The organism is Flavobacterium sp. Leaf82 (genome assembly GCF_001422725.1).
Taxonomy (GTDB): domain Bacteria; phylum Bacteroidota; class Bacteroidia; order Flavobacteriales; family Flavobacteriaceae; genus Flavobacterium.
This window is the reverse complement of the sequence record NZ_LMMA01000035.1, coordinates 156,698-178,269: the sequence shown is the minus strand read 5'-3', so window position 1 is coordinate 178,269 and position 21,572 is coordinate 156,698. Positions and strand designations below refer to the sequence as shown.

15 protein-coding genes are annotated in these 21,572 nt (G+C 34.4%); 2 read left to right on the top strand and 13 right to left on the bottom strand.

Annotated elements, in window-relative coordinates; genetic code table 11:
• Positions 1–4: 4 nt before the first annotated feature.
• The 4 genes from ASF10_RS21855 to ASF10_RS21840 all read right to left on the bottom strand — a co-directional run bounded on the left by ASF10_RS21855 (position 5) and on the right by ASF10_RS21840 (position 7,317).
• Positions 5–940 (bottom strand): alpha/beta hydrolase, encoded by a 936-nt coding sequence (locus ASF10_RS21855; RefSeq protein ID WP_056254338.1) that lies wholly within the window; start codon positions 938–940, stop codon positions 5–7.
• Positions 941–1,040: 100 nt separating this feature from the next.
• A complete protein-coding gene (locus tag ASF10_RS21850; protein ID WP_056254209.1) occupies positions 1,041–2,726 on the bottom strand; it encodes a RagB/SusD family nutrient uptake outer membrane protein in 1,686 nt (561 codons plus the stop codon).
• 12 nt (positions 2,727–2,738) lie between these two features.
• Complete coding sequence (locus ASF10_RS21845) at positions 2,739–5,843, bottom strand: SusC/RagA family TonB-linked outer membrane protein (protein ID WP_056254206.1); 3,105 nt, start codon at positions 5,841–5,843, stop codon at positions 2,739–2,741.
• A 34-nt stretch (positions 5,844–5,877) separates the two neighbouring features.
• Complete coding sequence (locus ASF10_RS21840; RefSeq protein WP_056254205.1) at positions 5,878–7,317, bottom strand: glycoside hydrolase family 28 protein; 1,440 nt, start codon at positions 7,315–7,317, stop codon at positions 5,878–5,880.
• A gap of 284 nt (positions 7,318–7,601) precedes the next feature.
• Here ASF10_RS21840 and ASF10_RS21835 point away from each other — a divergent pair, with 284 nt between their 5' ends.
• Positions 7,602–8,630: a LacI family DNA-binding transcriptional regulator gene (locus ASF10_RS21835; protein WP_056254202.1), complete on the top strand. Its 1,029-nt coding sequence runs from the start codon at positions 7,602–7,604 to the stop codon at positions 8,628–8,630.
• A gap of 310 nt (positions 8,631–8,940) precedes the next feature.
• On the opposite strand, the gene ASF10_RS21830 is transcribed toward ASF10_RS21835, so the two are convergent.
• From ASF10_RS21830 to ASF10_RS21790, 9 genes are all read right to left on the bottom strand, one after another.
• Positions 8,941–10,563 carry a UxaA family hydrolase gene (locus tag ASF10_RS21830; RefSeq protein WP_056254199.1) on the bottom strand — a complete coding sequence of 541 codons (1,623 nt, stop codon included), beginning with the start codon at positions 10,561–10,563 and terminating at the stop codon, positions 8,941–8,943.
• 2 nt (positions 10,564–10,565) lie between these two features.
• The gene (locus ASF10_RS21825) at positions 10,566–12,029 is read right to left on the bottom strand and encodes a tagaturonate reductase (RefSeq protein WP_056254196.1); all 1,464 of its coding nucleotides are present in this window, start codon (positions 12,027–12,029) and stop codon (positions 10,566–10,568) included.
• A 220-nt stretch (positions 12,030–12,249) separates the two neighbouring features.
• On the bottom strand, positions 12,250–12,921 hold the full coding sequence (locus tag ASF10_RS21820) for a bifunctional 4-hydroxy-2-oxoglutarate aldolase/2-dehydro-3-deoxy-phosphogluconate aldolase (protein WP_056254192.1): 672 nt from the start codon (positions 12,919–12,921) through the stop codon (positions 12,250–12,252).
• A gap of 10 nt (positions 12,922–12,931) precedes the next feature.
• Positions 12,932–13,954 carry a sugar kinase gene (locus tag ASF10_RS21815; RefSeq protein WP_056254191.1) on the bottom strand — a complete coding sequence of 341 codons (1,023 nt, stop codon included), beginning with the start codon at positions 13,952–13,954 and terminating at the stop codon, positions 12,932–12,934.
• Positions 13,955–14,169: 215 nt separating this feature from the next.
• Entirely contained in the window at positions 14,170–15,576 is a 1,407-nt protein-coding gene (uxaC, locus tag ASF10_RS21810; protein WP_056254188.1) for a glucuronate isomerase, read from the bottom strand.
• A gap of 21 nt (positions 15,577–15,597) precedes the next feature.
• On the bottom strand, positions 15,598–16,389 hold the full coding sequence (locus ASF10_RS21805; protein ID WP_056254187.1) for a gluconate 5-dehydrogenase: 792 nt from the start codon (positions 16,387–16,389) through the stop codon (positions 15,598–15,600).
• A 5-nt stretch (positions 16,390–16,394) separates the two neighbouring features.
• Entirely contained in the window at positions 16,395–17,234 is an 840-nt protein-coding gene (gene kduI / locus ASF10_RS21800; RefSeq protein WP_082472487.1) for a 5-dehydro-4-deoxy-D-glucuronate isomerase, read from the bottom strand.
• A 98-nt stretch (positions 17,235–17,332) separates the two neighbouring features.
• On the bottom strand, positions 17,333–18,649 hold the full coding sequence (locus tag ASF10_RS21795; RefSeq protein ID WP_056254181.1) for an MFS transporter: 1,317 nt from the start codon (positions 18,647–18,649) through the stop codon (positions 17,333–17,335).
• Positions 18,650–18,706: 57 nt separating this feature from the next.
• The gene (locus ASF10_RS21790) at positions 18,707–20,176 is read right to left on the bottom strand and encodes an MFS transporter (protein WP_056254335.1); all 1,470 of its coding nucleotides are present in this window, start codon (positions 20,174–20,176) and stop codon (positions 18,707–18,709) included.
• A 489-nt stretch (positions 20,177–20,665) separates the two neighbouring features.
• On the opposite strand from ASF10_RS21790, the gene ASF10_RS21785 reads away from it, so the two are divergent.
• Positions 20,666–21,556 carry an alpha/beta hydrolase gene (locus ASF10_RS21785; RefSeq protein ID WP_056254177.1) on the top strand — a complete coding sequence of 297 codons (891 nt, stop codon included), beginning with the start codon at positions 20,666–20,668 and terminating at the stop codon, positions 21,554–21,556.
• Positions 21,557–21,572 lie beyond the last annotated feature (16 nt).

Sequence of the window (21,572 nt, the reverse complement as noted above, 5' to 3'; positions counted from 1 at the left end):
TAAATTATTTAAATATTCTGTCTAAAAATTGTGTGGTATATTGTACCGTTTCATTAAACCAAGGTTGAAAGAACCAAAAAGAATGTGGCGAATTTTCTATGGTATGCACTTCGTTATAAATCTTATTTTGATTTAAAATCGCAATCATATCATCTCGTCCTGCATGAAATCTTGGAATACTGCTGTTAATGAATAGTACTGGAGGTGTATTTTTATCGGTGTGATTTAGTGCCGATGCCTGTTTCCAATTTTCTGTTTTTTCTTCATAAGAACCTCCAAGCCAAAACGATGCCATTTCTCCTTCTGAAGATTCCGGATGCCTGAATGCTAAAACCCCATCTACATTTATAATCGCATTTACTTTTGATGATGATTTACTTTTATTTAAAGGATCATCAAAAGCCGAATTTCCGTTTGTAGTACCAATCAAAGCTGCCATTTGACCTCCCGAAGAACATCCTAAAACCGCAATTTTGTCTGGATCTACTTTGAATTTCTTTGCATTATCTTTTATAAATTTAATCGCATTTTTTACGTCGTTAACTCCGTTTGGATATTTTGCCTCCAGCGATAACCTGTATTCTATTGTAAAACAAGAATAACCTTTTGAAGCGATTTCATGAGCCAGAAGATTCATCTGGTTTTTATTTCCGGATCGCCATCCGCCGCCGTGAATCATAACTACAGCCGGATTTTGCTTTTTTGCTTTATTGATAAAAGCATCAATATGCAATGTTCTTTCTTTTTCTTTAAAATAAACAATATCATAAATTTCATCAACATTCTTGTTTTTACTTACAACAGGAATTATGATCGCAGGATATTTTTTTATCAATTTATTGTACGTGCTTTTTACCGTATATGATGTATCTACACTATACGATTGCTGCGCTGAAACTACACATGAAAACAACAATAAAAGGAATACAACTTTTCGCATTAAAATCATCTATTTTATTTAGTTAAGAAAGGAGTCCGATTCCTGATCGAACTCCTTTTTAACTTCTTCAAAAAACTAAGCCTCAAAAATTTTAAAATTACTAATAACCAGGATTCTGAGGGAAATCCTTATTTTGATTTAAATCTAATGCCGTTTGTGGTATTGGTCTTAAAATTTTAAGTTTACCATCTACTCCCACAAAATTAGCAGGTTTAATTCTGTAATTATATGCAGAAGCTCTGGCAACTAAAGTTCCGGTACGTTTTAAATCGAACCAACGCTTATATTCTCCTACCAGTTCTCTGGCTCTTTCATCTAAAATATAATCAATATTGAATTGAGCAGCTGTAGCATTTGCAACTCCAGCTCTTCTTCTGACTTCGTTTAAACGATCTAAACCTGTTGCCGGATTTCCTGCTTTTAAATATGCTTCTGCAGCTACTAGATATGTTTCTCCAAGTCGGGCTACAATAATGTCTCTTGTACTTACCGGACCTGTACTAGAAGGTGTTGTTGGATTTGCATCATCAAATTTCTTAACCGGAATGGTATAACAATCCAGATTTTGGATTAAAGTATGTGCTGCAGAATATTCTCCCCACGGATGATATACAAATGTGGCCGATTTTCTGGAAGCATTTGCAGTGTTCCATGCTGCTTTATCAGCTGGTGTGAACCATTTTGGCTCATAAAAATGTCTCACTTTTACCGCACTTGCATTTGTAGGTCTATAATAAGGATAATATAGAGTTGTTTTTGCTTTACCATCAACAGTTACTGTTTCTTCCAGAATTTCTGTCATAAAAGTAGCATCCCATCTTTTATCTCCTTTTTCATATAATCCTAATGTATAATCAGTTGGGCATAAATTGTAGCTTCTTAGAGGAGCTCCTGTTTCTGCTCCTCCTAAATAAGAACTGAAATAATAAAACTGGTTATTTCCTAATGTTGTAGGACTTGTGCTTGTAGAATTTTTATCATATTGAACAGAGAAAATGGTTTCTGCATTCAAATCGTTATCACTGGTTGCAGTCGTAACAAATAATTGATTAAAAGCAATATTTAAAGCTTGTCCTGCAATTGCTGCATCGGCATATGCTGCTGCTTTTGTAAAATCAGCCGGAGTACCAAAAGTTTCATAACCTCTTGTTAAATAAACTTTTGCCAACAAATCGTTTACAGCTCTTTTATTTACTTTTCCTGATGTAGCATACGCCGCAGTTCCTACAGATGCCAACGAAGCATCTAAATCTGTAATAATTTGTGCGTAAACTTCCTCGGCTGTATTTCTTTTAAAAGATAAAACAGGAGTAGTAATATTATCCAATACAATTGGAACTCCACCGTAAGTTTGAACTAATAAAAAATAAGCATTGGCTCTTAAATAACGTGCTTCACCAACAAGCGTATTTAAGTTTGATGTTTGCTCAGTCAAAGTCGAATAATATAATGTTTTATTTACGGACTGAATTTGTTGGTAACATGAAATATACAACTCATCAACATTACTTGACGACGGAATTAATAACGTATATTGGCTTAAGCCCGCTGGTTCAGGGGTTCTTCCTTCAGCATACATATCTGTTCCTGATTCAAACAACCATGGATTTCCTCCATAAATTCCTTTAAGCCAGGCATAGTTTGAATTTACCAATAACTGAAACCCTGATGCTGTTTTGTAAGTAGCATCTGCGGGAACGTTAGAAAGGCTCTCTTCTTCAATATAGTCACTACATGAACTAAAAGCAGTAATGATTATTCCTAAAATTAATAGTATCTTTTTCATTTTATATCTTAATTAAAATTTAACACTTAATCCCAATTGCGTAGTAACAGATGCCGGACGGTTTACACCAAAAGCAGAACCGGCCCATTCCGGATCATATCCATCAAAATCTGTAAATACAAATGGGTCAAGAACATTTATGTAAATTCTAAAATTACTCATTTTCAATTTTTTAAGTAAATCTGAATTGAAAGTGTATCCTAAGGAGATATTTTTAATTTTAACGTAAGATACATCTCTGTAATATCCAAATAATGAAGTCCAGTACGCTCCCGCGCCAGTTGCAACTGGTCCCGGTCTTGGGTTTGAATTATTTGCATTTGCGGGAATACCTGTACCATTTGTTGGAATAAAATAATCCATAGCCAATTTTTGACGGCCTCTGTCGCTTACATCAGCAAAGTTTTGATGAAAAGTACTCAAAACCGTTTGTCCCTGACTTGTAAGCACGGAGAAATTAAAATCAAACTGACCAACTGTTAATTTAGAATATAAACTTCCCTGCCATTCCGGATTTGCATTACCAATTACAGTTCTGTCATCCTGATTAAATTTACCATCTCCGTTTAAATCTTTTGGTCTTGCCTGACCCGGAGCCATACCGTAAGATGCTGCCTGAGCTGCTTCGCTTTCCTGCCAAACTCCATCATAAACATAGTTGTAATTTGGGTTTAATTCTGATCCTAAAATCAATTTATTACCAATATCACTTACCTGATCCTGGTTGTAAATTGACTCTAGTTTATTTACGTTTTTAGTAAATGTAAATGTGGTTTCCCAATTTACGTTTTTAGACACAATATTTTTAGTAGTCAATAAAACCTCTACTCCTTTGTTACTAACAGAACCAACATTTGAGAACGTGTTTTTCCAACCTGATTCAGATGGTAATTGTTGTTTGTAAATTAACTTATCAGATAATCTGTCGTAAACATCTACACTACCCGAAATTCTGTTTTTCAAGAATCCATAATCAAGACCAAAGTTAAGTTCTCTTGTTTTTTCCCAGGTTAATTGTTGGTTTGCTAAATTTTCAGACTGCCATCCAGAAACCACATTTGCTCCGTTTGCATAAAAAGTCTGTTGGTTTAATAAAGCCTGAGAAGTATAAGGCGCTACGTTATCATTTCCTGTATATCCTAAACTCGCTCTAAGTTTCAAATCAGAAATTACAGTATTATTTTCTAAAAATGATTCTTTACTTATTTTCCATCCTAAAGCAACTGATGGGAAGTTTTGCCATTTATTATCTTCTGATAATACTGAAGAACCATCCCATCTATTTGATGCGGTCAATAAATATTTGTCTCTAAATGTATAATTTAAACGAACTGCATATGAACTCAACGTATTTTTTGCATAACCTGAGCTCAAATTATAACTTGTCTGAACTCCTGAACCCAAATTGTTTGATCCAACATCAAAAGGCTGATTGTTAGAATATAAATAAGAAGTTTCATCAACATTTGAATAGATACTTTGCAATAATAATACACTAAAATCATGTACATCATTAAACGTGTGTTTTAAATCTATTTGATTATCCCACGTATAATTGAAGTTATTGAAGTTTTTAATAGATGCTGAGTTTTTACCATTTAAGGTAACTCCTGCATTTGTTTGTGCTCCATAAGCTGTACTTGTAACGGTATTTTCGATTCCTGCAGCAAATGTTGTTTTAAATGTAAGCCATTTGATAGGTTGGTATTGCAAATAAACATTTCCTACTGTTTGCCATGTTTTTTCTGTTTGAGATGAATTTGCAATCTCAACTAACGGGTTCACTGTACTTGTTTTATTAATTGCCCAGGAACCATCAGGATACGTTAATTTTCCAGGCAGAAAAAACAAAGTACCTACTTTTTCATTTCCTGCAGCATCAACAGCCCAAGGAGACATAAGCGGACTTAACCTGAAGGCATCCTGCATGGCTAAATCACTCCCTAATTGTGTATCAAGGCGCGCAATGGTAACATTTGCTCCTGTAGAAAACTTATCATTTATCTTATGATTTAAACCTATTTTAAATGAATATTTATCCGTCGAATCATTGTCTATAAGTCCTTTATCACTCTGAACACCAAAACCTAAATTATAACTCAAACCTGAGTCTGAACGTCCGGAAATATTTAAATAATTATTCTCTGTCATTCCTGATTTTAGTACTGCATCATACCAATCATAGTTATAACCACTATTAGCTCTTGAAACTAACAAAGGGCTTTGATTTCCTGCCAGTGTTGCTAATTGTGCCGGAGTTTGAGTTGCCGGTGTAGCGCTCATATAAGCTACCTGATGAAATTTCCACCATTCTTCACCTGACATCATTTTTGGTAATCTTGCAGCGGTTTTAGTTCCATATGAAGTATCATAAGTAACACTAATACCTGATTTTGCACTTATACCACTTTTAGTCGTTACGATAATAACTCCTGAAGCACCTCTTGAACCATAAATTGCAGCCGAAGAAGCATCTTTCAAGACATCCATTCTCGCAATATCTTGTGGATTCAAAAAGTCAATTCCGTCAGTTGGTACACCATCAACAATATATAAAGGAGAAGATCCTATCAGAGAGTTATTTCCTCTAATAACTACTTTAAATCCGTCACCAGAACGTCCTGAACTTGATGAAATCTGGACTCCCGGTGTGCTTCCCTGAATTGCTTCCAGTGCACTTGTTGTATTTCTTTCTGTAATTGTAGCAGCATTAATTGTACTTACTGAACCTGTAAGATCTGTTTTTTTCACAGATCCATAACCCACGACAACAACTTCGTTTAGTGAGTTTGATTGCTCAGCAAGGCTAACATTTACTTTAGATTTTCCTGCAATACTAACTTCCTGCGTTTGAAAGCCCAAATAGCTAATAATTAAAATAGCTTTATTGTTTGTTACATTCATTTTAAAACTTCCCTCAAAGTCTGTAGAGGTACCATTTTTAGTTCCTTTTTCCTGGACATTTACACCTGGTAGTGATAATCCTGCCGCATCGGTAATTTTTCCTTCTATCGTAGTCGACTGAGCATAAATTGTGGAGCTCAACAGGAAATTCAGGAAAAATAAAAATACATAATTGTATTTTATTTTTTTCTTTGATAATTGTTTAAAGTTCATAATTTGGTTTTAATAGTTTGGTTAATTGATAGTTTTAATTTTTAAAAGTTTCTACTTTTTTTTCATTCACAGTTGTATTTATAAAATTCACATTCTTTGCATTTTTTAATAAATAGGGTTTGCCTACTTTTTCTATTACTATATTTTTAAGCGTAATATTTTCTACCGGAGATTCTTCGTAACCTTCTGCCCAAACACCGTATTTACCTCCGTTTTTTACCGTAACATTCTCCAGATTTATATTTCTTACTGTTGGTATAAAATTTCCGGTTTGTGAGCCGTAAACATTATAAAACATCGTTACCAGCAACACACATTCTTTTACTGTTCCTACTTTTAGATTTCTAACGAATACATCTTCTATGACTCCGCCTCTTCTTGAATTTGTTTTAATGCGAATAGCGCGATCCAGATTAGGACTGTCCATTACACAATTCTCTACAAAAACTTTATTGACACCCGCAGATATTTCACTTCCCATCACGACTCCGCCATGACCGTCGATCATTTTACAATCCTGAACAATGATATTTTTACTAGGTATTGCGACTCTTCTTCCATCTGCATCACGTCCTGATTTTATAGCTATGCAATCATCTCCTGTATTAAAAGTGCAGTTTTTAATGAGTACATTTTGTGAATATTCAGGATCACAACCATCATTATTTGGTCCGTGGCTGTTTACCGTAACACCATCAATAATAATGTTGCTTGTTTTTATAGGATGCAATATCCAAAACGGAGCATTTATTACGGTTATATCTTTTACCAATACAGTATTACATTCAAAAAACTCTATAAAGTTGGGGCGTAAATAACGTCCTTCGCCAAAAACCCTTTCAGTAACCGGAACATTTTTCTCTGCCATATCAACAAGTACTTCACGATTTTGCGGGTCATTTTGCGACGGGATTCCTTTTTTCCAACCGTAATCTTTTCCTCCTGACCAAATCCACCAATTTGTGTTATCTGCCTGACCATTTAAAGTTCCTTTTCCGGTTATGGCAACATTGGTCTTATTTTTAGCATATATAAGAGGAGAATAATTCATTAATTCCGTTCCTTCCCAAGAAGTATGAACTATTGGATACTCTTTTGGATTAATACTAAAAAGTATTTCTGCTTTATCTTCTAAGTGCAAATTGACATTGCTTTCTAAATGTATTGGACCAGTAAGGTATTTTCCATTAGGAACTAAAACTTTTCCTCCACCATTTTGAACACATGCTTTAATCGCTTTTTCGAAAGCAAGTGTATTTGATGTTTTTCCATCTGCTACAGCACCAAAGTCATTAATATTAAATGTTTTATCTGGAAATTGAGTTAAAGGAATACTTTTTATGATTGATTCCATTTTTTTCCAGGGATCAGAATCAGAAACTTTTGAAGCTTGCGTACCACATGAAGAAACTATTATAGCAACTGCGCTGGAAATGAAAAGAGTTTTAAGTGCTATAATTTTATTTACAATCATTTGTGTAGAATTTATTGTTTAGCATTCAAATCAATACATAGATGTAATCGATTACACGAAAGTATAAAATAAGTTCTTACACACCAAATTTATTTAGAAAAAAATTATATATTTAATTTTTATTAGGAATTATAATTACACTTAATGTAAAAAAACATATAATTTATTATCATTGTATAACCGAAAACGTTTTAATTATAAATTATGGTAATCGATAACAATTTGTGTAACGTTATAAAAAAAAATGTATTTTTGTCTGGAATTTAATTGAAAAACCTATATTAATGAGCGAAAAAATAACCATTTACGATATTGCTGAGAAATTAAATATCACTGCTGCTACGGTTTCAAGAGCGTTAAACAACAATCCTAAGATAAAAGAGAGCACGCGTGAGTTGGTTATTAAAACTGCGGCTGCAATGAATTATAAGCAAAACAAACTTGCTTTAGCATTAAAAAGCGGCCGAAGTAATAATATAGGGGTTATTGTTCCTCGTATAGACAGCAATTTCTTTGCATCTGTCATTAGAGGAATTGAAGAAGAACTTCATCCTCATGGCTATCAGGTAATTATTTGCCAGACTCATGAAAGCCCAAAAAGAGAAAACGAGAATTTATATACTTTAATAGATGCCCAAGTTGACGGAATATTAATGTCAGTCACGGATGTTACCACAGAAAATGACGGTGCTTTCAGGAATGTTTTAGAAAAAAATGTCCCTTTAATATTTTTTGACCGTAGCAAACATATTGACGGCGTAAGTTCTGTAACCATCAATGACTTTAAAGGCGGATATCTTACTACAAAACATCTGATCAACGAAGGTTGCAGATGTATTGCGCATTTATCAGGAGATCAATCGCTTGAGATTTTCAAAAACAGGTTTTTAGGCTACAAACAAGCTTTACTGGACAACGGAATGATTTTCAAGGAAGAATACGTGATTCCGGTTAAAAGTATGGTAGAAGCCGGTAAAGAAGCAGTTGATATTTTATTACAACTCGAAACTCCTCCTGACGCTATATTTTCTTCGAGTGATTTTGCTGCTTTGGGTGCCATTCAGGAATTAAAAGAAAGAAACATTAGTATTCCAAAGGATTTTTGTGTTGCAGGTTTTAGTAATGAGCCTTTTACTAAATTCATGGAATTATCAATAACTTCTGTAGATCAGTCACCGCTTGAAATGGGAAAAATGTCTGCACGCGTTTTCCTGGAACAAGTAGACAAAACCGACACTATTAAAATCGAAAAAAAGGTGGTTCTTGCTCCGGAATTATACATTCGTAAATCCTCTTCAAGAAGTACAACATAGTTTTACAATATATTTTTCACCATAGAGACGCGCAATAGTGCGTCTTTTTTATTTTAAAATATATAAGTGATATAAGGAAATATAAGCTGTGTATGATAGCCAAAGTAAAACATCATGTAAAGCTTATGATTTTTTGCCACAAATTACACGAATTATCGCGAATTTTTATAATTAGCGATTCTTAAACCAATCTTTATAGTTTACGTCTCAATAATTAATTAGTGCAAATTAGTGTAATTCGTGGCAAAAAAAAAAACATAAAAAAAGACGCACTACTGTGCGTCTCTACATTTATATTATATTAAAAATCTTAAAGTGAAACCCCTCTTTTCCAAGGAATAAAGTCATTTTGGTTTAAAATTGCTGCTTTAGTTTTAATAGTACCACTTGCAACTTCTATAATGAATTCTAACATTTCATCAGCCATTTCATCGATTGATTTTTCTCCGGTGATAATTCCACCAGTATCAATATCAATAATATCAGACATTTTAGTCGCTAACTGTGTATTTGATGAAATTTTTACTACAGGCGCAATAGGGTTTCCTGTTGGAGTTCCTAAACCTGTTGTAAACAATACCATATTTGCTCCGGAACCTACCATTGCAGTTGTACACTCAACGTCGTTTCCTGGCGTACAAAGCAATGTAAAACCTGGTTCATTAATATATTCTCCATAATCGAAAACACCTGTAATTGGCGAAGTACCTCCTTTTTTAGCAGCACCGGCAGATTTCATCGCATCTGTGATCAAACCGTCTTTAATGTTACCCGGAGAAGGATTCATGTCAAATCCTGAACCTGCATCTACAACTGTTTTTTCGTACCATTGCATTAAGTCTAAGAAACGTTTTCCGTCCTTATCATCTACACAACGATTTACTAATTCCTGTTCTACTCCACATAATTCAGGAAATTCAGAAAGAATTGTAGTTCCTCCTAAAGCAACTAAATGATCTGATAACACTCCCAATGTTGGATTAGCAGAAATTCCTGAGAATCCATCAGATCCTCCACATTCCAATCCAATTCTTAATTTAGATAATGGAGCTGGTTCTCTTTTTATTTCGTTTGCTTTTTTAATCGCTTCAAAAGTATCTTTTACAACACTGCTCAACATGGTTTCAATAGTTCCTATTTGTTGCTGATCGTAAATCAATACCGGTTTTTTACTGTTTGGATTTATCGCATCCAGTGCATCTTTAAAGATCTGGATTTGTAAATTCTGACATCCCAAACTCAATACAGTTGCTCCAGCCACGTTAGGATTGTTTACATATCCCGCCAATAATTTAGCCAGACTGTGAGAATCCTGACGAATACCACCGCAACCACCTTGATGTGTTATGAATTTTACTTCGATATTATTGAATAAATTAGCATCATTAGACGCTGCTTCATTTCCTGCACCACCAGTTTCCGTTTTTACCAAAGAGCGAAGCAATAACTGATAATCGTTCTCTTTTGGCTTCATTAATTCTTTCTCGAAGATATCTTTTAAAATTTCGATATTTCTGTTTTCACAAAATACTAACGGAAAAAACAACCAAACATTCTCAGTTCCAACTTGTCCGTCTTCTCTGTGATATCCTTGCCAGGTTCTGTCTTTCCATTTGTCAATATTTGGAGCATTCCAACCAATAGTTTCCGTTTTACCGGTTACCTTATCACTTTCATGTTTCACGTTTGATGTAGAAAGCAATCCTCCTCTTTCGATTCTTGCACTCGCTTTACCTACCAAAACACCATACATAATAATCCTGTCTCCTACATTAAAAGGAACCATTGCGATTTTATGCTTCATTTTTACATCAGTCTCAACAGTAACATCTTCACCTTCAAAGTTAATCACCTCACCAGCCGAAAGATTTACCAGAGCTACTGCTACATTATCAGTAGGATGAACTTTTATTAATTTTTTTTGCGTTGCCATAACTAAGCTTTCTGTGTTGTTGTATTTATTTGTTTTTGAAAATTGGCGAAACCATTTTCTATACCATTTGCATCAATTTCTTCTAATGCGACAGTAATTGCTTTTGTTAATCCCGGAATAAGCGTTAAATCTTCATCCCAGAAACTTTTATTTTGCAAAGTAAGTCTCGCTATTTTTTCATAATCATCAGATTTCCAAAGTCCGTCAAAGAAAGAAACAATATCTTCACCATCTTTTACCGGTAAACTCTGACCATTCCATGTTCCTTTGTAGAAACGAATTAAACTCGCTAATGAAAAAGTCAAATTAACAGGCAATTTTTTGTTAGCATTATAATATCCCAGTAAACTAGGTAAAACCCTTACTTTGAATTTTGAGACAGAATTTAATGCAATATCAGCAAGTGCATGTTTAATAAATGGATTTTTAAATCGATCCATTACCTCTTCAGTATAGGCTGTAATTTCATTTTTGTCCATATCCAGCGTTTCACTAATTTCACTAATAACGCTATTTACAAATTTTCCGGTAAAATCTCCGTTAACCGTTTCCATCACTAATTTGTTACCAAACAAAAGTGAAAAAGGAACCATTGCCGTGTGCGCACCGTTTAAAATACGAACTTTAATCATTTTGAAAGGACGAATATCATCAACGATTTTTACATTCAAATGTGTTTTATGAAAAGGCAATTTTGCTTTTAAAGCGTCTCCACCTTCAATAGCCCAAAGGAAAAAAGGTTCAGCAGCAACAATTAAATTATCCTGATAATCTAATTTATTATTGTATTCTTCAATTTCTGCTCTTGGATATCCAGGAACAATTCTGTCAACCAAAGTACTGTGATATGTACAAGCATCTGATACCCAAGTTTTAAATGCATCTTCTAACTTCCATGTATCGCAATATTGCAAAATATATTTTTTTAGCGTCTCTGAGTTATAATCAATCAATTCACAAGGAATGATTGTTACCGCTTTAGAAGCATCTCCATTAAAATGTTTAAATCTTTCATATAATAAAACCGTCAGCTTTGCAGGAAATGACACTGGCGGCTGCATGTCCGGAGTATCACTTTCAATGAATTCAATTCCAGCTTCAGTAGTATTAGAAACAATAAACTGAAGTTCTTCTTCTTTTGCTAAAGCCAAATAATTTGCAAATTCAGTATATGGGTTTATCGTTTTTACAATATTAGTAATTAACTCAATATCTTGTATTTTCTCGCCTTTTTTAATTCCGTTCATAAACAAAGTATAAAGACCGTCCTGTTCATTAATCAGGTTTACCATACCATCTTTTAAAGGCTGAACTATTGCAATACCGGCATTAAAATCAACTTCTTTATTTAGTTTGTGAAAAGCATAATCAACAAAAGCTCTTAAAAAGTTACCTTCTCCAAACTGAACTACCTTAATTGGCTGTAACTTTTCTAATCCTGTATTTATTCTATTTAATTTTTTCATTTTAAATTTTCTTTAAAGTGTTCTAAATAATCACATTAAAAACCTTATTCTTCCTTTTGAAACTTTTTTAAACTTGTAAAAGAAACATTACACTTGTGTGAGGAAAATAAATCTTGCTGTGAGGAATGACAAGTTTAATTTTGCAAGCGTAATGCTCAATTACAATTTCTAAAATCTAAAAAAAACGCAATCTTAAATAAGGAATTGGCATGATTACTCCTTATTTATTTCTAATATTTTTTATAATGTCAAGAACCTGACTTACTTTCGTTTTTAAACCTTCAAAATCCTGATTGTCCAGTATATCCTTAGAGATTAACTGTGAACCAATACCTACACAAGTTGCACCTGCATTGATCCATGAAGTCAGACTTTCTACCGTTGGATAAACACCTCCTGTTGGCATGATATTCGTCCACGGGCAAGGACCTTTTATTGCTTTTATAAATTCGGGTCCATAAATATCTGCAGGAAATAATTTCACAATCTCGCATCCTAATTCTTCTGCTCTTGCAATCTCTGTAAGAGTTCCGCAACCTGGTGACCACAGTACTTTACGACGATTACAAGCTATTGCAATATCTTCTCTAAAAACAGGAGTTACAATAAAATTAGCTCCTAAACTCATGTATAATGAAGCCGCGGCAGCATCTGTAATAGAACCTACACCCAACATCATTCCGGGTAATTCTGCCAGAGCATATTTGTTTAATGCACCAAAAACTTCATGGGCAAAATCACCTCTGCTTGTAAACTCCATTAATCTGGAACCACCATCGTAACAAGCTTTTAACACCTTTTTACTAATTTCTAAATCTGAATGAAAAAACAACGGAACCATACCGTTTTCTTTCATTTGTAATGCCACTTCAATTCTTGAATATTTTGCCATTTTATATAAATTATCTTGATACTAATGCAGAACCATCACCATCAATCATATTTTCAACTTCTTTTAAAGTAACCAGATTATAATCTCCTGCAATTGTATGTTTTAAACAACAAGCTGCAACTGCAAAATCAAGTGCTCTCTGGTTATTATTTTCGTATTGCTGTAAACCGTAAATTAATCCTCCCATAAATGCATCACCACTTCCTACTCGATCTACGACCGGAGTAACTTCTTTTACAGCTGCCTGATAAATCGCTTTTCCGTCAAATAAAATACCTCCAATTCTTTGGTGCGATGCACTTACAGAATAACGTAAAGTTGTTGCTACCGTTTTTAAATTCGGAATCAAATCAAACAATTTTGTATATAATGTTGGAAGCGATTTTTCATCCTGATAATTCGGATTCACTTTCGCAATTCCTAACATAAAATAAGCGGTGTCGATATCTCCTAAAATAACATTGCTGTACGATAACATTTCCGGCATAACATCGCTTGGAGTTTTACCATATTGCCACAATTTTGATCTGTAATTTAAATCACATGAAATTGTAATTCCCAGTTTATGAGCTGCTTTAATAGCTTCTAAACAGGCTTCGGCAGCACTTTGAGAAATAGCCGGCGTAATTCCGCTCCAATGAAACCAAGTTGCACCTTCTAATACTTTTTCCCAGTTAATTGTACCTTTTTGAATCGTTGCCATCGAACTATGTGCACGATCATACACAACATTACTTCCTCGTGTTCCTGCGCCAGTTTCCAGAAAATAAATTCCTAAACGTTCTCCTCCGTAAACAATGCTTTTGGATTCTACATTCATTTTTCGGATTTCTCTTAATGCAGAAAAACCAATTTCATTCTCCGGTAATCTGGTAACAAATTCAGCATCTAAACCATAATTTGCTAAAGAAACACATACGTTAAATTCTCCGCCTCCATACGTAGCACCAAATGCTGTAGATTGCGAAAAACGTAAGTGTCTTTCTGTTGATAAACGCAGCATAATTTCGCCGAATGCAACTACTTTACTCATATTATTTTATTGTATTTACCAGTAAAATTTTCTTTTTTTACCATTAAGAAATTAAGAAAAATTAAGCTCAATATATTAATGATTTTTTTTTGCCACAGATTCTAATGATTAAAAAGATTGTAAGCCTTAATGCTAAAACTCTCTCTTCTTTCCTCTTTATTCTATGTTCTTGACTCTTTCTTCTTTACTCTTTCTTCTTTACTCTTTCCTCTTAACTAAAACTTGAAATACTCCTTTGCGTTGTTATAAGAAATATCAGAAACCAATTTCCCAATCCATTCCATATCGTTTGGCAATTCTCCGCGTTTGATTTCATCTCCTAAAAGATTACATAAAATACGTCTGAAATATTCGTGTCTTGGAAAAGACAGAAAGCTTCTTGAATCCGTCAACATTCCTACGAAACAGCTAATTAATCCCATGTTTGACAAGGCATTTAACTGTTTAGTCATTCCGTCTTTCTGATCTAAAAACCACCAACCAGAACCAAACTGAACTTTACCGCGAACGCTTCCGTCATTGAAATTTCCAATCATCGTTGCCATTACTTCGTTATCAGCAGGATTTAAGTTATAAATTATCGTTTTAGTCAATTTATCTTTACTATCCAAAGCATTTAAAAAGCTTGATAATTTTTGCGCCTGCGGATAATCTCCAATAGAATCCCAACCTGTATCCGGTCCTAAAATCCTGTGCATACGAGCATTATTGTTACGTAAAGCTCCTAAATGAAATTGTTGTACCCAGCCAAACTGATGATACGTTTCAGATAAGAATAACAATATAGCACTTTGAAATTTCAACGCTTCTTCAGGAGTAATAATTCCGTTTTCTCTTTTCTTTTTGAAGATTCCATTTACTTCACTTTCTGTAAATTCTTCAAAGTAAATCTGGTCTAAACCGTGATCACTTAATTTGCAACCATTTTGATTAAAGAATTCAATTCTGTTTTTTAATGCGCTGCATAAATCTGCATACGTATTAATTGCAACTCCGGACACATCCCCTAATGTGTCCAGATATGCATTATATCCATCATTAGAAATCAGGATAGCTTTATCAGGTCTGAAAGCCGTACTCATTTTAGTTCCAATAGGATTTTTTGTCAGTTTCTGGTGAAACTCCAAACTATCAATCGGATCTTCTGTAGTACAAACCAATTCAGCGTTTACTTTTTTAAGCAGGTTTTGTGTGCTGTAAGCCTGAGAATTAATTTTCTCAGTAGTTTCGATATAAATTTTTTCTGCTGATTTTTCATTTAGTAAATCATAGATATCAAAATAACGCGCTAATTCTAAGTGCGTCCAGTGGTATAATGGATTACGCATCGTATACGGAACCGTTTTTGCCCAGTTAATAAACTTATCTTTATCTGAACCGTTTCCTGTAACAAATTGCTCGTTGATTCCCAATGTACGCATTGCACGCCATTTGTAGTGATCTCCGTTTATCCAAACCTGAGTAATATTGTCAAAAATTTTATCTTCGGCAATAAACTGCGGGTTAAGGTGATTGTGGTAATCTATTATAGGTTGATTTTTTGAGTAATTGTGGTATAACTCTTCAGCGAATTTATTTTCAAGTAAAAAGTTATCGTTTATGAATGTTTGATTTGCGCTCATGTCTTTTTATATAATTGAGAATTATTCTTCGTTTGATGGTTTACCAATTGTAGCCAGGATTCCTCCATCTACATATAAAATATGACCATTAACAAAATCACTTGCTTTTGAAGATAAAAATATTGCTGCTCCGGCTAAATCGCCCGGATCTCCCCATTTTGCAGCCGGAGTACGGCTAATGATAAAATCATTAAACGGATGTCCGTCTACACGAATAGGTTTTGTTTGTTCTGTAGCAAAATAACCAGGTCCAATTCCGTTGATCTGAACATTATATTTTGCCCATTCTGTCGCCATATTTTTAGTCAGCATCTTCAATCCGCCTTTTGCAGCAGCATAAGCACCAACTGTATTACGGCCTAATTCGCTCATCATCGAGCAAATGTTGATTATTTTTCCTTGTCTTCTTTCGATCATTCCTTTTGCAACGTGCTTAGAAACAATAAAAGGAGAAACAAGATCAATATCAATTACTTCTTTGAAATCAGCAACTTCCATTTCGATTAACGGAATTCTCTTAATGATTCCTGCGTTGTTAATCAAGATTGCAATTGGTCCTACTTCACTTTCAATTTTCTTTACAGCAGCAATAACTTCCTGTTCATCAGTTACATTAAATTTATAACCAACAGCATTGATTCCTTCGCTTTTAAGTTCAGCTACGGCATCATCTATTTTTTGTTGAGAAGAGTTTCCGTTTACAACAATTGTTGCTCCCGCCTGACCTAATCCTTTTGCCATTGCCATTCCCAGTCCGTGTGTACTTCCTGTAATCAGGGCAATTTTTCCTTTTATATCAAATAAGTTTGTCATGGTTCTTATCTTAAATCTGTGATTTTACAAACATCCATATCTCCGTAATCTAAATTCTCTCCAGCCATTCCCCAGATAAAAGTATAATTACTGGTTCCTGAACCTGAGTGAATCGACCATGGCGGCGAAATAACTGCCTGATGATTGTTCATCCAGATATGTCTTGTCTCTTGCGGTTGTCCCATAAAATGGCAAACGGCCTGATTTTCCGGAATGTCCAAATAGAAATAAACTTCCATACGACGATCGTGTACGTGAGCCGGCATAGTATTCCAGACACTTCCGGTTCTTAATTCCGTCATTCCCATTTGCAATTGGCAAGTAGTTACAACACTTCCAATAATCATTTGGTTTACCGTACGGTGATTGGCTGTTTCTACTGTACCCAATTCTAATTTATTTGCTTCTGCAAGACTCACTTTTACCGTTGGGTAAGTAGTGTGTGCCGGTGCAGAGTTGATATAATATTTAGCCGGATTACTACTGTCATCGCTTTTAAAAATTACTTCTTTATTACCGCTTCCGATATACAAAGCATCTTTAAATCCAAGTTGATAAACAGTTCCTTCAACAACTACAGAACCGCTTCCTCCAACGTTGATAATTCCTATTTCTCTTCTTTCTAAAAAATAAGGTGCTTTAAGCGGATCAATACTTTCTAATTTTAAATCTCCTTTTACCGGAACTGCAGATCCTGCAATGTATCTGTCATAATGAGAGTACGTTAATACAATCTCATCCTCTTGCATTAAATCATCAATTAAGAATTCATTTCGTAATTCCTGAGTATCATATTTTTTTACTGCTTCGGGGCTTGACGCGTATCTTGAACTATATTTTGTCATAATTTTTAATTTAATGTAATCGATTGCACAAAATTAGATTTTTATCTTTAAAAACCATAATTGAAACCAAAATTTATTTTATTTTTAAGATATAAAGTTTACAATTCTACCTTTTTCATTCTTGGAACTAAAATATGCATGATGAGCCATGCCAGTAAATAAGCTGCTCCGCAAATGCAAAACATAATAAAATATCCTGTTTCTATTTTACCTATCCTGGTATAATAAACAAACATATTTTTTTGAACCACCAAGGTCAATAAGATTCCTCCAAGTGCACCAAACATTCCGCCAATTCCCGTTACGGATGCAGTGGCTTTTTTAGGAAACATATCAGACACTGTTGTAAAAATATTAGCGCTCCACGCCTGATGCGCAGAAACCGCAAAACCAATAACTAAAATTGCCCACCACATATTTATTGTTCCTAAATATTGAGAAAATAAAACCGGTAAAACCGCAAATGCATAAAGCAACATACTTGTTTTACGGGCTTTATAAGCCGGCCAATTGTTATTAATTAGTTTTAATGGCAACCAGCCTCCGCCAATACTTCCCACACTTCCTATTACATAAACCAACGCACAAGGCCAGATAATTTCTGTAGCCGTCAATTTATATTGTTTCATTAAGAAATCCGGCAACCAGAACAAATAAAACCACCAAACCGGATCTGTCAATAATTTACCAATAGCAAATGCCCAGGTTTGACGAAATGAAAGCAATTTTAACCAGGAGACTTTTTCAGTATCTTCAACTTCTTCTGTTATAACCTGATCAGCTGTAATATATTCGAGTTCTGCCTGAGACAAACGTTTTTGCTTTTGAGGTACTTCATAAAAAAGAAACCATAAAGCCAGCCATACAAAACCAACGATTCCGGTAAGTATAAAAGCCCATTGCCAGCCGTAATTTTCTGCTATAAAAGGAACAGATAACGGCACAATAATGGCTCCGATATTACTTCCTGAATTAAAAATTCCGGTTGCCAAGGCTCTTTCTTTTTGCGGAAACCATTCGGCTGTTGCTTTTATCGCTGCAGGAAAATTTCCGGCTTCCGTAATTCCTAAAAATACACGCGCTATTAAAAAACCTCCCGTTCCGGTTGCAAATGCGTGACCAATAGCAGCCAAACTCCACAATCCGGTTGCAATTGCATACCCTAATTTTGTTCCTAATTTATCTATAATTCCACCAGCAACAAGCATTCCCATTGCGTACGCAATTTTAAAAGCCAACTCAATATTCGAATAATCAATCACTTCCTGTTCCGGAGTCCAGTGAAAAGCTTCTGCTAAAAAAGGACGCAGGTAACTTATTACATTTCGATCCAGATAATTAACAGTGGTTGCAAAAAATACTAAACTACAAATAGTCCAGCGGTATTTACCGATTGCTGCATTAGCTTGATTCATGATGTTGGTTGGTTTTTGGTTGGGTTAGTCAGTTGGTGGTATTATTGCATTATAGTATTAAAGATTAGTAATTGGACTGTATTTTGGCACTAATGTTTTCATTACGATCCAGCCTGTTAAATAACAAACGGCACAGATTGAGAAAATGATAAAATATCCGGCTTCAATTCCATGAAAGCCCATAAATGACATATTTGTTTCTTTAGCATGATCAAATAAAACTCCGGAACCTTTGTTGATTATAGTAGAACCTACACCTCCGGCAAGACCACCAATTCCTGTAATTGTTGCAATTGCTTTTTTAGGAAACATATCTCCAACGGTTGTAAAAATATTTGCTGACCAGGATTGGTGTGCTGCTCCTGCAATACCAATAATAATTACCGGAATCCAGTAACTAATATATCCTAAAGGCTGTGCTATTAAGGCTAATAACGGAAAAAACGCAAAAATTAACATTGCTCTCATTCTTCCTTCGTAAGGATTCATTCCTTTTTTCTCTACAAAATAAGTTGGAAGCCAGCCTCCAATTATAGAAAGTAATGTAATCATATATAAAACAAACAATGGCAAGGCGGCTTGCGTAGAATCCATGCCGTAAACAGAACTTAAATAAGCCGGAGTCCAGAATAAAAAGAACCACCAAACACCGTCTGTCATAAATTTACCGAAAGCAAAAGCCCACGTTTGTTTGTATTTAAAGCAATCTACAAATGATACTTTAGTCGTAGTTTCAGGCACATAACCTACTAACTTACTATCTGCAACATCATCTTGTCGAATATATTCTAATTCTTCAGGACTAACTCTTGGGTGTCTTTCTGGTTTGTCATACATAAAAATCCAAAATCCCATCCAGACAAAACCTAAAGCTCCAATGATAATAAAGGACATTTCCCAGCCAAAAGATTTTGCAATAAACGGAATCGATATTGGTGCTGCTAAAGCTCCTACAGTTGCACCTGCATTAAAAATACTGGTAGAAAATGCTCTGTCTTTTTTAGGAAAATATTCTGCAGTTGTTTTAATCGCTGCTGGAAAATTTCCTGCCTCACCTACTGCCAGAACAAAACGGGCAAAAATGAATAATGTAACACTTACATTAATTACCATTCCTGTATCTTGTACCAAATCAATGGCATCTTTTGCACCTTCAAAACCTACAAACCAGTTTCCTGTAATGATTCCGGCTGTTGCAATACCACAAAATGCATGCAGACAAGCTCCCAAAGACCATATACCAATCGCCCAAAGAAACCCTTTTTTAGTATCTAACCAATCTACAAATCGACCCGCAAACAATAAAGAAACAGCATAAAAAATAGAGAATAATGCTGTAATATTTCCGTAATCATTATTTGTCCAATGAAATTCAGGCGCAATAAAATCACTCCATGTCAAGGAAAGAACCTGTCTGTCTAAGTAATTAATAGTTGTTGCAAAAAATAATAATGCGCAAATACTCCATCGATAGCTTCCGGTAGATTTCTTGTTTTGGCTGATAATTGCTTCTGGTGGTTGGTTCATAGTAAAGTGTATTATAAAATTGATGTTTTTTTGGTCATTTAAATCGTTAATCAAAACCCAATACAAAGACATTAGAATCAATGCATTAAATATAACAAATCAAATTAATGTAATCGATTGCACAAATATAGTTTTTAATCTTTATATTCCAAATAAATTGTAAAAAAAATTATTTTAACCTATTAAATAAACATATCAAGTAAAAAAACTAATGCAAAATTACACATTAAACAATATATTTGTTAAAAGCCATCATGCGAAATTTGTCCTTATTTAGGGGTAAAATTGTACTGAAATCAATACTTTCAAATCATTACCAATTCTTATTTTGATTTAAAATAAAAAGGATGTTTTAGCCTTATTTAACTCCTTCAATCGATAAAAAGTTCTATTTTTGAAAGTCAGTCCAAAAAAATAATATTCAACTAATTCATTATAAAATTGAAAACTTTAAAAAATCACCACTGGAAAAAAGCCTTCCTAATTCTTATGTTATTTGCAGGAATTACAACTCAGGCACAAACGCAGAACCAAATAATCCCGCTTTGGGATAAAATACCTGACGAAATAAAAGCGTCTGATTACAAGGAAAACGAAAGTATTACAGATGGTAAAGTACAAAGTACCAGTCTGGTTACAATACCAACTTTAAGTGTGTTTTTACCGGCACAAAGCAAACCCAATCAGGCTGCAGTTTTAATTTTTCCTGGTGGAGGATATCAACATTTGGCAATTGATAAGGAAGGGACTAAAGTTGCCCAATGGTTTAATAGTTTAGGAATCGCTGCTTTTGTTGTAAAATACAGATTGCCGAGTGATAAAATTATGAAAAATAAAAATATTGGTCCCTTGCAGGATGCTCAGGAAGCAGTGCGATATGTGAGACAAAATGCAGCAAAATTTAATATTGATCCCACTAAAATTGGAATTATGGGATTCTCTGCCGGTGGACATTTAGCCTCGACTTTAGCCACTCATTATGACGATAAAGTATATGAAGCTTCTAAAATAAGTGCACGTCCGGATTTTTCGCTTTTGATTTATCCCGTAATATCCATGCAAAACGACATTACGCACAAAGGTTCGCAAGTGAGTTTATTAGGCAATAAACCTTCTCAGGAATTACTAGATTCATTTTCTAACGAGAAAAAAGTCAACGCTCAGACTCCGCCAACATTTTTGGTGCATGCCACAGATGATACTGTTGTTTTACCAGAAAATAGCATTAATTTTTATTTAGCGCTGAAAAAAAATGCAGTTCCGGCTGAGTTACATATTTATGAAAAAGGCGGACACGGTTTTGGTTTAGGCGTAAAAGACACCAGTAAATTCTGGACGAGAGATTGCGAAGAATGGCTTAAAACTCACGGTTATCTTTAATAGAAACAAGAAATAA